General features: G+C 65.1%; 6 protein-coding genes. 2 read left to right on the top strand and 4 right to left on the bottom strand.

The annotated features are described in order from the left end of the window. Positions 1-45: 45 nt before the first annotated feature. The 3 genes from mscK to BM060_RS29170 all read right to left on the bottom strand — a co-directional run bounded on the left by mscK (position 46) and on the right by BM060_RS29170 (position 7,525). The gene (mscK, locus tag BM060_RS29180; protein ID WP_074985563.1) at positions 46-3,414 is read right to left on the bottom strand and encodes a mechanosensitive channel MscK; all 3,369 of its coding nucleotides are present in this window, start codon (positions 3,412-3,414) and stop codon (positions 46-48) included. A gap of 131 nt (positions 3,415-3,545) precedes the next feature. Next, a complete protein-coding gene (locus BM060_RS29175) occupies positions 3,546-5,288 on the bottom strand; it encodes a potassium/proton antiporter (RefSeq protein ID WP_074985560.1) in 1,743 nt (580 codons plus the stop codon). 419 nt (positions 5,289-5,707) lie between these two features. Continuing rightward, complete coding sequence (locus tag BM060_RS29170) at positions 5,708-7,525, bottom strand: acyl-CoA dehydrogenase (protein WP_074985558.1); 1,818 nt, start codon at positions 7,523-7,525, stop codon at positions 5,708-5,710. A gap of 133 nt (positions 7,526-7,658) precedes the next feature. Here BM060_RS29170 and BM060_RS29165 point away from each other — a divergent pair, with 133 nt between their 5' ends. After that, positions 7,659-8,507 carry a 23S rRNA (adenine(2030)-N(6))-methyltransferase RlmJ gene (locus BM060_RS29165; RefSeq protein WP_074985554.1) on the top strand — a complete coding sequence of 283 codons (849 nt, stop codon included), beginning with the start codon at positions 7,659-7,661 and terminating at the stop codon, positions 8,505-8,507. 323 nt (positions 8,508-8,830) lie between these two features. Here the strand turns inward: BM060_RS29165 and msrA are convergent, their stop codons facing one another. Beyond that, positions 8,831-9,478: a peptide-methionine (S)-S-oxide reductase MsrA gene (gene msrA, locus BM060_RS29160; RefSeq protein ID WP_074985552.1), complete on the bottom strand. Its 648-nt coding sequence runs from the start codon at positions 9,476-9,478 to the stop codon at positions 8,831-8,833. A 291-nt stretch (positions 9,479-9,769) separates the two neighbouring features. Between msrA and BM060_RS29155 the strand changes: the two genes are divergently transcribed. Continuing rightward, positions 9,770-14,230 (top strand): RHS repeat-associated core domain-containing protein (locus tag BM060_RS29155; protein ID WP_074985550.1); only part of this gene is annotated, 4,461 nt, incomplete at its 3' end.

The raw sequence follows: 14,230 nt of genomic DNA, 5'->3' as shown, positions 1-14,230 counted from the left end.
GTAAGTCCGAGCATTGTGCTCGGACTTGTCCGGAGCCGTCCAGACTCAGGGCTTGCTGCCGGGCGGCAGCGGCGGGTCCTGGTCCTTCAGCGGCGCGCCGGGCAGCGCCAGGGGCAGCTGGGTGACGTTCTGCGCCAGGTGGATTTCCTTGCCCTCGCCGTTCTTGACGAACACGTCCAGCTGGTTGAAGGCCATGTCCACGCCGTGCTCGCGGAAGCTCAGGGCGATGGCGGTGAGCAGTTCGTCCACCGCCGGGTTGCGGTCGCCCAGTTCGCGCACGTGGAAGCGCAGCTCGTAGTCGAAGGTGCTGGCGCTGATGGCCAGGAAGTACAGCGATGGCGCCGGGTCGTTGAGTACCCGTGGGTTGGCGCGCGCGGCTTCGAGCATGAGCTTGCGCGCCAGGGCCAGGTCGCTCTCGTAGGCCAGGCCGATCTTGATGGTCACGCGGGTCACGGTGTCGCTCAGCGACCAGTTGATCAGTTGCCCGGTGATGAAGGTCTGGTTGGGGACGATGATTTCCTTGCGGTCGAAGTCGGTGATGGTGGTGGCGCGGATGCGGATGCGGCTGACGGTGCCGGACAGGTTGCCGATGGTCACGGTGTCGCCGATGCGCACCGGGCGCTCGAAGAGGATGATCAGGCCGGAGACGAAGTTGGAGAAGATCGCCTGCAGGCCGAAGCCCAGGCCCACCGAGAGGGCGGCCACCAGCCACTGCAGCTTGTCCCAGCTGACGCCCAGGGTGGACAGCGCGCTGACGATGCCGACGCCGCTGATGGCGTAGGACAGCAGGGTGGTGATGGCGTAGGCGCTGCCCTGGGCCAGGGTCAGGCGCTGCAGCACCAGCACTTCCAGCAGGCCCGGCAGGTTGCGCGCCAGGGCCACGGTCACCGCGGCGATGACCAGCGCCATGAGCACGTCGCCGAGGCTGATCGGCAGGCTGGTGGCGCTGTCGCCGCTGCCGCCGGTGTACTGGTAGAGGGTGACGTTGTCCAGGTAGGCGGCGACGCTGATCAGGTCGGCCCAGACCCAGTACAGCGCCACCACGAAGCCGATCAGCAGGCCCAGGCGGATCAGGCGCAGGGACTGCTCGTTGATCTGCTCGATGCCCAGGGTCGGCTCTTCCGCGGTCTCGTTGCCGTCGGCGCCTTCCTTCGGCGGGTTCTGCCGCTTGGCCTGGGCGCGCTGGTAGGCCAGGCGCCGCGCCGCAACGCTGAGGCCGCGGACGAAGGTGGCCTCGATCACCACCCAGACCATGAGCAGGAACAGGGTGTCGATCAGTCGGTCGCTCAGGCGCAGGGCGGTGTAGTAGTAGCCGAAGCACACGGCGACGAAGAGCATCACCGGCAGCGCGGTGAAGAGCACGCCGACCACCATCTTCACCACCGACGGCCGGCTGGTGCTGGGGCTGGCGAAGAGCATGCGCGCCATCAGCCAGGTCATCACCGCGAAGCCGCTGAGCACCACGGCGATGCCGATGACGTCGTCGGCCAGGCTGCCGGGTTGGCGCTCGGCCACCGTGACCACCGCGGCCAGGGCCATGACCACCACGCCGAGGCGGCGGATCAGCTTGCTGCTGAAGCGCACCTGGGCCTGGCTCCAGTGGAAGTGCCGCTCGGCGATGCCGCCGGGGCTGAGGATGCGGTGCGCGGCGTAGAACACCAGCCAGACCTCGGCCATCTGCAGCAGCGCGGCGCCCAGGGTGGCGTTCTGCCCGCGGGCGTCGAGCATCAGGGCCAGGCCGGCGATGGCCAGGGTCAGGGTGCCGGGCAGCGCCAGCAGCAGCGCCAGCAGCAGGGCCAGCGGCGTGTGCGCCTGGCTGTCGCGCTTGAAGTGGCCGATGTCGTCGTTGATCGAGGCGAGCTTGTCGTAGAGGTAGCGGCGTTTCCACAGCAGCCCGGCGATCAGCAGCAACAGCGGCAGGAACAACAGCGGGCGGTCGATCAGGCCCTCGCCCACCTCGACCACCGCCGAGCCCCAGGGCACCTCGGAGAGCTGGTGCTGCAGCAGCGTCGGGGTCATCTTGAACCAGGACAGGTCCAGCGGGCGGTTGCTGGGAATCCAGAACATCTGCTCGTCGAGGGTGGCGCGCAGGTTGTCGCTGGTGTCCTTGAGCTGCTTCTGGTTCAGCTGCAGGGTGATGGCCTCGTTGAGCACGGCGTTGAGCTCGTGGTTGAGGCGCTCCATCAGCTCGCTGCGGGTGTCCGCCAGGGTGGACAGGTCCTTGCGCAGCTGCGGAGTCACGGCTTCCTGGGGCTGCTGGGCGAGCAGGTCGTCGATGTACTGCTGCGGGTTGGCCAGTTCGTCGCGCTTCTGGTTCAGCTCGAACTGGTACAGGCGCAGGTCGGCGATCTCGTCGGCCAGTTCCTGGTCGGTCTTGATCTTCGGCAGCGACTGCTTCTGCTGGTAGAGCACCTTGGACAGCAGCAGGCTGCCGCGCAGCACGTTGATCTGCTGGTCGAGGGTCTGGTCCAGCTGGGTCAGGCTGTCCAGGTGCTGCTTGGCCTCGAGGTTGCGCCGCGTCAGCTCGTTGAGGCGGTCGGTGGTGCGCAGCAGGTAGTCGGACAGGCGCAGGTTCTCGGCGTTCTCCTGGCTCAGCAGGCTGTCGCTGCCGGCGCCCTGGCTGCCGTCGCGGGCCAGTTCGGCGACGGTCTTCTCCGACTGCTCGCGGCGCATGCCGCTGATCATGGTCTGCAGTTCGAGGGTCTCGCGCTCGGCGCGGGCGACCTGCTCGCCCAGCAGGTCCTGCTGGCTGCTGGCCAGGTCCTGCAGCAGGTTGTTGCCGGCCAGTTGCTGGCGCAGCAGCTGGATCTGCGCGTTGAGCGCGACCTGCTCGGCGAGCAGCTCGTTGCGCCGCTCGGGGGCCAGCGCCTTGCCGGTCTCCTTGCCGACCTTGAGGATGTTGCCGATCTCCAGCAGGCGCGCCTGGGCGTTGCTGATGTCGGACTGGGCGCGCTCCGGGCGGGTCTGCGCGGTGATGTACTGGCTCTTCGCTTCGGTCAGCTGCTTCTGCCAGTCGGCCAGCTGGGTGGAGCGGTCGTTGAGCAGCATCTCCAGGCGGCTGACGTTCTCCCCGGCGTAACGCTGGGCCGCCGGCTTCTCGCCGCTGCCCTTCAGGCGCGCCAGGGCGCGCTGGTTCTCCAGTATCTGCCGGGGGGCGTCGGCCAGGCTGGCCTTCAGCTCGGCCAACTGCTTCTCGCTGTCGTCGCGTGCGCCGAGCAGCTTCAGGGTGCGCTCGAGGCTGGCCTTGGTGGCCTTGGCATCGGCGTCGGCGAGCTTGCGCTCGGCCAGGCCGTCGAGGCTTTGCTGGACGGCTTCGGCGGACGGTGGCTGGTTGCTGTCCTCGGCGTGCGCGGGCAGGACGGCGAGGCAGCCGCCGAGCAGGGCGGTGGCGAGCAGGGTGCGCAGGAATTGCATGGTCGCGATCAGCGGCTCTCGGTAGGTTGCAGTGAGGGTAGTGCGCCCGGTGCGGCGCCGGCAAGGCACGGCCGACGCACCGCCGCGGAGGGGCGTGGGCTGGCTTGGCTAGCGTCCGTGGAGGTGGTCTGTCAGAGGAACAACCCGGGGCCCGGGCGACCTTCGGGGAATTTGACCCCCACCTTGCGGATCTTGTTCCCGTCCAGGGCGGCCACGGTCCAGGTCAGGCCGTTCCACTCCACCTGGTCGCCGATGATCGCCTGGCCGCCGATCTGCTGGGCGATGAAGCGGCCGAGGTTCTGCTCGCCGTCGACGCCGTCGAGCTTTAGGCCGTAGAGCGAGGCCACCGCCGAGAGCTGGGCGTCGCCCTCCAGCACGAAGTCGCCGAAGAAGCGCGCGCCCAGGCCGCGGTCCGGGGCCTGGCTGAACAGCTTGCCGAGGGCCGGCAGGTCGTGCTCGTGGCCGATCACGCAGAGGATGTCGTCGGCCTCGAGGATGGTACTGCCGGAGGGGTGCAGCAGCTGGGTGCCGCGGAACAGCGCGGCGATGCGGGTGCCCTCGGGCATCTTCAGCTCGCGCAGGGCCGCGCCTATGCACCACTTTTCCTTGCTCAGGTGGTAGACGAACAGCTCCCACTCGCTGGTCGGGTGCACTTCCAGGCCGGCGCGGGAGATCGGCGCCGGGTCCGGCGGCACCACCACGCGCAATAGCTTGGCGGCCCAGGGCAGGCTGGTGCCCTGCACCAGCAGCGAGATCAGCACGATGAAGAAGGCCACGTTGAAGAACAGCTGGGCGTTGGGCAGCCCGGCCATCAGCGGGAACACCGCGAGGATGATCGGCACCGCGCCGCGCAGGCCGACCCAGGCGATGAACACCTTCTCGCGGCCATGGAAGGCGCGGAACGGCGCCAGGCCCACCAGCACCGACAGCGGCCGGGCGAAGAGGATCATCCACAGCGCCAGGCCCAGGGCCGGCAGGGCGATGGGCCAGAGGTCGTGGGGCGTGACCAGCAGGCCGAGGACCAGGAACATGCCGATCTGCGCCAGCCAGGCCATGCCGTCGAGCATGTGCAGGATGCCGTGGCGCGAGCGGATCGGCTGGTTGCCCAGCACCAGGCCGCACAGGTAGATGGCCAGGATGCCGCTGCCGTGCACGGCGTTGGACAGGGCGAAGATCAGCAGGCCGCCGCTGATCGCCAGCAGCGGGTAGAGGCCGCTGGCCAGCTGCATGCGGTTGATCATCTGCAGCAGCAGCCAGCCGCCGCCCAGGCCGAGCACGGCGCCGATGCCGAACTCGCGCAGGAAGTGGGCCAGGAAGCTCCAGCTCATCTCGCTCTGGCCGTGGGCGAGCATGTCGATCAGGGTGACGGTGAGGAACACCGCCATGGGGTCGTTGCTGCCCGACTCGATTTCCAGGCTGGCGGTGACCCGCTCGTTGAGGCCCTTGCCGCCGAGCAGGGAGAACACCGCCGCGGCGTCGGTGGAGCCGACGATGGCGCCGATCAGCAGGCCTTCCATCCAGCTCAGCTTGAACAGCCAGGCGGCGGCCAGGCCGGTGAGCCCGGCGGTGATCAGCACGCCCACCGTGGCCAGCGACAAGGCCGGCCAGAGCGCCACGCGGAAGCTCGCCACGCGGGTGCGCAGGCCGCCGTCGAGGAGGATCACCGCCAGCGCCAGGTTGCCCACCAGGTAGGCCATGGGGTAGTTGGAGAAGCCGATGCCGCCGGGGCCGTCGGTGCCGGCGACCATGCCCACGGCGAGGAAGATGACCAGGATCGGGATGCCCAGGCGCGAGGACAGCGAGCTGACCAGGATGCTCATGCCCACCAGCACCGCGCCCACCAGGAAATAGGTGTTGATCGAGACGGCATCCAAGGCGGCGGATCTCCTGGCGGGGCGAGGGGGGGAAGCGGCGGCGTTGACGGGAAGGATGCAGGCCGCATGCCAAGGGATTCTAACCTGCGGATTTGCAAGGCTGTCAAAGGCTAATTGCAGTGCCTTTCAGCGAGCTTTCAGGGGGCCTTTCATCGATGCCGGATCCCCCTGTAGGAGCGAGCTTGCTCGCGAACCGCCGAAGGTTCCAGGATGACGCCTGGCTTCCCGCGCATGCCGATCGGCCCCCTCTCCCTTCAGGGAGAGGGTTGGGGAGAGGGGAGGAGCCCAACCCGGCACACCGTTGCAACCGGGATACTCCGTTCGCGAGCAAGCTCGCTCCTACGAAAGCCAGCCTGTCGCCAGGGTTTGGCCCATAAAAAAGCCCCGGACGTGACCGGGGCTGGAAGGGGCAGGCGGGACTAGAACCAGGCGTCCCGCATGCTGGAACAGGTGTCGTCGCGGGCTTCGAGCAGGGCCAGCTCGTGGTGGCAGGACGGCACTTCCCAGGTCAGGAAGTAGCGCGCCGCCTGCAGCTTGCCGCGGTAGAAGTCCTCGTCGGCGGCGTTGCCCCCGCCGTTGTGGAGCAGGGCCAGACCTTCCTCGGCGCGGATCGCCTGTTCCAGCCAGCGCCAGCCGATGACGGTGTGGCCGAACGCCTTCAGGTACAGCGCCGAGTTGGCCAGGCCCTGGGCCACCTTGCCCTGCATCAGGTCGCCGAGCAGCGCCAGGGTCACTTCCGACAGGCGCGCCAGCAGTTGCTCCAGCGGCTGGCGCAGGGCGTCCAGCGACGGGTACGTCCGGGCGCGTTCGCAGGCCTGGTGGATCAGGCGCGTCAGCTGCTTGAGGCCGGCACCGCCGTTCTGGCTGAGCTTGCGGCCCAGCAGGTCCAGCGACTGGATGCCGTGGGTGCCTTCGTGGATGGGGTTCAGGCGGTTGTCGCGGTAGTACTGCTCCACCGGATATTCGCGGGTGTAGCCGTGGCCGCCGAGGATCTGGATGGCCAGCTCGTTGGCCTTCAGGCAGAACTCCGAGGGCCAGGACTTGACGATCGGGGTGAGCAGGTCGAGCAACTCGTGGGCCTGCTTGCGCGCTTCCTCGGTGGGCAGCGTCTCGCAGTCGTCCACCAGGCGCGCGGCGTACAGGCCGAGGTCGAAGGCGCCCTCGACGTAGGCCTTCTGCGTCAGCAGCATGCGCTTGACGTCGGCGTGCTCGATGATCGAGACCTGCGCCGAGGTCGGGTCCTTGGCGTCCACCGGGCGGCCCTGGGGACGCTCGCGGGCATATTCCAGGGAGTACAGGTAGCCGGCGTAGCCGAGCATGATGGCGCCCATGCCGACGCCGATGCGCGCCTCGTTCATCATCTGGAACATGTAGGCCAGGCCGTGGTGCGGCTTGCCCACCAGGTAGCCGACGCAGTCGCCGTTGTCGCCGAAGTTCAGCGCGGTGGAGGTGGTGCCGCGCCAGCCCATCTTGTGGAACAGCCCGGCCAGGGCCACGTCGTTGCGCTTGCCGAGGCTGCCGTCCGGGTTCACCAGGAACTTGGGCACGATGAACAGCGAGATGCCCTTCACCCCGGGCGGCGCATCCGGCAGCTTGGCCAGCACCATGTGGACTATGTTTTCCGAAAGGGGATGGTCGCCGCCGGAGATGAAGATCTTGTTGCCGCGGATGCGGTAGCTGCCGTCGGCGTGCGGTTCGGCGCGGGTGCGGATGTCGGCCAGGGACGAGCCGGCGTGGGACTCGGTCAGGGCCATGGTGCCGAAGAAGCGGCCTTCGATCATCGGCTGCAGGAACAGGCGCTTCTGCTCCTCGTCGCCGAAGGACTCGATCAGGTGACTGGAGCCCATGCTCAGCATCGGGTAGGACGAAGTGGCGATGTTGGCCGACTGGAAGTGCGCGAAGCAGGCGCGCGACAGCAGGTGCGGCAACTGCATGCCACCCTGTTCGAAGCTGCGCGAGGCATTCTGGAAGCCGGCTTCGTTGAAGGCGTCCACCGCCGGCTTGACCTCGGGGATCAGCACCGCGGCGCCGTCCACGTACTGCGGCTCGTGCTCGTCGTTCTTGCGGTTGTGCGGGGCGAACAGCTCCTCGGCGATGCCGCGGGCGGTGGCCAGGGCGGCGTCGAAGGTCTCGCGGTTGTGGTCGGCGAAACGTTCGCGCTGGGTCAGGGCCTCGGCGTCGAGCACTTCGTAGAGCTCGAAGGCGAGGTTGCGGGAGCTGAGCAGGGTCTCGGACATGGTCGGCCTCCAGGGGAATGGCCGCAGTCTAGTCTGGTGAATGAAGCAGGCACAGCAACATCCATGAGCGTGATAAAGGCCTAAAACAATGCCGGTGCAGCTAAACTGCACGCCCCCAAGGAGTCTGCCGTCCATGAACTACCGCCACGCCTACCACGCCGGCAACCACGCCGACGTCCTCAAGCACCTGGTCCTGTCGCGGATCTTCGCCCTGATGGTGCGCAAGGACACGCCCTTCGCCTTCCTCGACAGCCATTCGGGCATCGGCCTGTACGACCTGCAGGGCGACGAGGCGAGCCGCACCGGCGAATGGGAAGCGGGCATCGGCCGCCTGTGGCAGCTCGACGAGGTGCCGGAGCTGGCGACGGACTATATGGAAGTGGTGCGCGCGCTGAACCCCGATGGCGAGCTGCAGTACTACCCCGGCTCGCCCGAGCTGGCGCGGCGCCTGACGCGCTCCCAGGACCGCGTGCACCTGAACGAGCTGCACCCGGAGGACGGCCGCCTGCTCAAGGCCAACATGGGCGGCGAGCGGCGCATCGCCGTGCACCAGAACGACGGCTGGCTGCTGCCGCGGGCGCTGCTGCCGGTGCAGGAAAAACGCGGGGTGCTGCTGATCGACCCGCCCTTCGAGGAGGCCGACGAGCTGGAACGCTGCGTCATCGCGCTGGAAGAGGCCATCGGGCGCATGCGCCAGACGGTGGTGGCGATCTGGTACCCGATCAAGGACGAGCGCCAGCTCAAGCGCTTCTACCAGGGCCTGGAACGCAGCAAGGCGCCCAAGCTGCTGCGCGTCGAACTGCTGGTGCACCCGGCGGACAGCGCCGACCGCCTCAACGGCTCCGGCCTGGCCATCGCCAACCCGCCATGGCCGCTGGAGGAAGAACTGCGCGAGCTGCTCCCCTGGCTGGCCGAGGTGCTGGCGCAGAGCGAGGGTGGCTGGCGGCTGGATTGGCTGGTCGAGGAAGGACGCTCTTCGTAGGAGCAACTATCTTGCCCGCTGCGCCAGGGTGCTTTTCGTAGGATGGGTTGAGCCTTGGCGAAACCCATGCGGTGGCGGCGATGGGTATCGCTTCGCTCAACGCCATCCTACGACGGATCGCGAACAGGGGCCGTTCGCGCCACCGGGGCGTCCGGCGTGGCTGGGGATCCAATCGCGGACAGAGTCCGCTCCTACGCCCGTGCTTCCCTGCAACCGTAGGAGCGGACTCCGTCCGCGATCCGGCCGCCAGGCCGGTACCATGCCCCGCCGAGCGCCGGCGTCTGCCGGCGCCATCGCGGATGAATCCGCTCCTACGGGTCGCGTTATGCCGGCAGGCACACGCCGGTGCCGCGCAGGCCGCAGTAGCCGTTGGGGTTCTTCGCCAGGTACTGCTGGTGGTAGGCCTCGGCGTAGTAGAACGGCGGCACTTCGCGGATTTCGGTGGTGATCTCGCCGTAGCCGCCGGCGCTGAGCTCCTTCTGGAAGGCGGCGCGGCTGGCTTCCACCGCGGCTTTCTGCGCCTGGTCGTACCAGTAGATGGCCGAGCGGTACTGGGTGCCGGTGTCGTTGCCCTGGCGCATGCCCTGGGTCGGGTCGTGGGATTCCCAGAACACCTTGAGCAGCTGCTCCAGGCTGGTCTGCTGCGGGTCGAACACCACCAGCACCACCTCGCTGTGCCCGGTCAGGCCGGAGCAGACTTCGTCGTAGGTGGGGTTGGGCGTCAGGCCGCCGGCGTAGCCCACGGCGGTGACCCATACCCCCGGCTGCTGCCAGAAGCGCCGCTCGGCGCCCCAGAAGCAACCCAGGCCGAGGACGATCTGCTGCAGGCCGCCGGGGAACGGCGGGCACAGCGGATGGCCGTTGACGTAGTGGGTTTCCGGCACCGGCATCGGCGCTTCACGGCCGGGCAGGGCCTGGGCCTGGGTGGGCAGTTCCTGCTTGTGCACGAGTATCTGCGAGCGAAGGGTCATGGCATTCGTCTCCTCTGGAAGAGCGGTAATGGACTCTCGGAACAAGCAGAGATTACAGCGGTGAAGGATTATCTGGGGTGTTCCGGCAGTAAGTGATCAAGCTTTCCTTGCTTGGGAGGAATTTTCTTCTACCCCTGTAAGGCATGCGACGCTGGGAAGTTGAGGAAGTCGGACGTTTCGTATTTGTAGTGACTTGGATCATGCATTGCTCGCGACCAGTTTGACGCTCATTGGTGTCGAGCCGGAAAAGAGCCCCATCCGAATGCCCCAATATTCAAGGATGGGCCCGTCATGCAGAGGATGTTCCGAACCATCATTCGTTCGACTCTCGTCGTGCTGATTTCCTGCGTTGGAACAACCGCACTGGTTGCGCAGGCGTCATCGCCACATACGGCATCAATGGCCGCCGCGGCCGAATCCGGCAAGTTTCCCCGTGTCTTCGAAGAACCATTGTTGGCAGATGGCCAGGCATCCCGAGCCCAGACCAAGTTAATGCTCAATGCATTGCACGCCTATCGTGAGCAAAGTGACCCCGCTGACCTCGGGCGTTTCGAGGTGTTGCTCAAAGCCTGGCCAGATCTGCCCTGGCGCGTTTCCCTGCAAACCAACCTGGGGTTGACTTACTACCACTACGGCTATTTCAGCCGAGCGATCTCGGCCTGGGAGGATGCCTGGCGGCGAGGCAAGTCATTGCGTCAGCCGGAGCAGAGGGCCGTGGTGGATCGGGCGGTGGGGGAACTCATCCGCATGTATGCGCGCATTGGCCGCGCCGACCGTGTGGAGGCGTTGCTGAAGGAACTCGAAAAGCGCCCAGTCAATGGCAGCGCCACCGAGATGGTGGCGGGTGCGCGGGAGGGGCTCTGGGTCATGCGCAATGAGCCTGGCATCTCCTATCTCTGTGGGCCGATGGCCCTGCGCAGCATCCTGGCGACCGGCACGACCAGTTCAGGGCCATCGTCGTCTGTCGTCACCCAGGCGAGACCGGGGGCCCTGAGTGTGTTGGATGCATATCGCTCCAAGCCGAACGGCGTGAGCCTGAATGAGGTCGATGCGCTGGCGAGGCAGACCGGCCTCGATCTGGTCGTGGCTTATCGCGATGGCGCACAGGACATTCCGCTGCCAGCTGTCGTGCACTGGAAGGTCAACCACTATGCCGCCATCGTTGATGAGAAGGATGGGCGCTATCACCTGAAGGATCCAACTTTCGGTACGGATCTGTGGATCAGCCGCGATGCCCTGGACAGCGAGTCAAGTGGCTATTTCATGATCCCCTCTGAAGTCGCGAGAAAGCCGGGGTGGCGCGCTGTCGCAATGGAAGAGGGCAAGCGTGTACGAGGCATGGGGTATCCCAGCAGCGGTGACTCTGACGCCTATACACCAGACGATGACAAGGAGTGTGATCCCTGCAATCCGGGCAAGGGCATGGCGCATGCCAATGTCCATAGCATGCTGGTCAGCCTGAATATCCAGGACACCCCGGTGGGGACGAATCCGCCGTATGGACCCAAGCCCAAGGTCACCTTCACCTACAACCAGCGCGAGTCACTTCAGCCGACCAGCCCACGCTACTCCAACGTTGGGCCGAAATGGACGTTCAACTGGCTGAGCTACATCCAGGACGATCCTACGTTGGCAGGCGCCAAGGTGAAGCGCTATGTCGCCGGGGGTGGCGGCCTCAATTACAGCGGTTACAACAGTAGCACCGGTATGTTTGCCGCAGAGCGCCGGCAGAGGGCCACTCTGGTGAAAACGGCGAACAACCCAGTGCGCTATGAGCGGCGCCTGCCGGATGGAGGCGTGGAGATCTACGCACAGTCCGATGGTTCCACAGCCTACCCACGCAAAGTACTTCTCTCCCAGGTCAAGGATCCGGTTGGTAATACCTTGACCTTGAATTATGACTGGCAGACGCGCTTGGTAAGCCTCAAGGACGCCACTGGCGGAAAAACATCCTTCGTCTACGACAACCCTGGCAATCCTCTGTTAATCACTCAGGTTATCGACGCTGCTGGTCGCAAGGCCAAGCTCGACTATGACGCCAGGGGGCGGCTGGTCAGGATCGTCGATCCTGCAGGCATGGCTTCGGAGTTCACCTATGCAGCCGGTGACTTCATAGACAGCATGACCACGCCCTATGGGACCAGCCGCTTCGCATACGGAGAATCGGGCGTCGGCCGTTGGTTGGAGCTTACCGACCCGAGCGGAGCCACTGAACGCGTGGAGTACCGTCGTCAGACCGCTGAAATTCCTTCTAGTGACGCGAAGGTTCCGGTAGGGATGCGCCTGGCAAATAGCCGCCTCGATGCACGCAATACCTTCTACTGGGACAAGGAGGCTCATGCACAGCATCGTGGCGATTATACCAGGGCACGTATCAAGCACTGGCTGTATGGGCAGAATAACGCCAACATAACTTCCGGGGTGCTGGAAAGTATCAAGTATCCGCTGGAGAGTCGGATCTGGTTCAATTATCCAGGACAAAGCGGATTCAACAACAATGGGGTTTCGGAAAAGCCCTCCCTGAAGGGCCGTGTGCTGAGCGATGGTACTACCCAGATTGAGCGCTACGTCTATAACAGTGCGGGCAGTCTTATCCAGTACACCGATCCGAGGGGGAGAGAACTGCACCTTGAATACGCTGCCAATCAGATAGACCTACTGAAGATCAAGCGCAGAACTTCCACTGGTTTCGTCACGCTGGGCAGCTATACATGGAATGAGTTACACAGGCCCACCAGTTACATCGATGCGGCGGGTAATATGACTCGTTGGAGTTATAACCGTAGAGGGCAGCTGGCTTCGGTAATCAATCCATTGGGAGAAAGGTATAATTACATCTACCATGGCAATGGTCATCTCTGGAGAATCGTGAACCCCTATCACAGGGCTCAAGGGTTCTTCGAGTTCGATAATGCCGGCAGACTCGCCAAGCATACCGATTCGCAGGGGATGGAGGTCGCCTACTTCTACGATGATCTGGATCGCCTCACCCGTATTGACTATCCCCAGAGCGCACGGAGTGAAACTTTCCAGTGGAGCCGTTTGGACCTTGCCGGCTGGCAAAGACGAGATGGACGCCATACTACCTACACTTATGACAATCTGGGGCGCCGGCTCTCGGAAGTGATGTCCGGGGTTTCGTCTGGCGGCACCGGTAACGATCAGATTCAATACGGGTACGACCGAGCGGGCAGGCTGACTTCGCTCACTGACGGCAACGGCAACGTCACCACCTGGCAGAGGGATATCCAGGGGCGCGTCATTGCCAAGACGTACGCCGATGGCAAAGTGGAAAAGTACGGCTACGAAACCGCTACCAGCCGCCTGTTCGATGTGACCGATGAGTTGGGGCAGCGGCGCATCTACACCTATCACCAGGACAATCTGCTGAGGAGCAAGGGCTACTTCCGGCCAAAGTTCCCAACACCCAATGTAGTTTTCGGTTATGACGAATATTTCCCTCGCCTCACTTCCATGTATGACGGTATCGGCACGACCTACTATGGCTACGCCGCCAAGCCGAGCGGCGGGTTGGGGCAGGACAACCTCGTCAGCGAAGACGGCCCTTTCACCAATGACACCATCGCTTATACATACGACCGCTTGGGGCGGGTGACCAAAAGGAGCATAGGCACCCAGGTCGAAACCTTCGCCTACGACAAACTGGGCCGCCGCGTGAGCCACTCCAGTCCACTGGGAGATGCCTCGTACTCTTACCTGGGGGACAGTGGGCAACAGCTTCAACAGACCTGGTCCGGCAGCCCGCTCACCTCTCTTCGACAGTACTTGCCGAACGAGCAGATGCGGCAACTGGAAAAACTGACCCACATCGGTAGCGGCTGGCGTGACGAACAGGGTTTCGCCTATGACGCCGCCGAGCGGATCGTATCCATCACCCGTACATCCGATGCCGGTTCCGACCAGGCCATTACCGAGACCCACGACTACGACCACCGGGACCGTCTGCTCAGGACCCAGATGCATGGGCAGGGATCCATTGGGTACGATTTCCGCTACACCCGCGATGCCGCCGACAACATCGTCGAACAGCAGCTGACGACCTCCGGGCCGCAAAGCACGCCGGTCAACGTGGTGAACCAGATCGACAAGCCCGGTTATCGGTACGATGCCAATGGCAGCCTGCTATCCGACGGAGACCGTGAATATACCTGGGATGCCGAGAACCGCCTGGTGCAGGTGAAGAACCTTACCAGCGGCGCCTCCGGCAAGCTCGAGCCCGGCCAGATCACGCGCTTCAGGTACGACGGATTGTCACGCCTGGCGGTGGTCACGGAGACGCCGCCGTCCCTCTCCACCGACCCCGAGACCCGCTACCTCTGGTGCGGCAGCAGCCTGTGCCAGGCTCGCAATAGCCGCGACATGCTGCTGACTGCCTATTTCGAAGACGGCCAGATACTGGAGGGCCGGGCCGAGTACTACGTGAAGGACTCCTTGGGCAGTGTGATCGGCCGTAGCACGGGTAGCGGACCCCTGCAGCGCCTCCACTACACACCCTACGGAGGCAACCGGAGCACCCCGGACGATCCTCAGCCGAGTCCGGCCAACAGCAATGGCACCTTGGCGAGAGGTTTCGCGCAGTTGCACTGGCATCAGGCCAGTGGCCTGTACCTGGCCCTCTACCGGGCCTACGACCCGGAATCTGGGCGATGGCTGAGCCGTGATCCGATTGGGGAACGAGGGGGGATTAATCTTTATGCGTATGTAGAGGGAAATCCTATTTCGTTGCATGAC

This window comes from Pseudomonas citronellolis (assembly GCF_900112375.1).
Lineage (GTDB): Bacteria > Pseudomonadota > Gammaproteobacteria > Pseudomonadales > Pseudomonadaceae > Pseudomonas > Pseudomonas citronellolis.
Note: the sequence above shows the minus strand (reverse complement) of the source record. Positions and strands in the feature narration are given on the sequence as shown.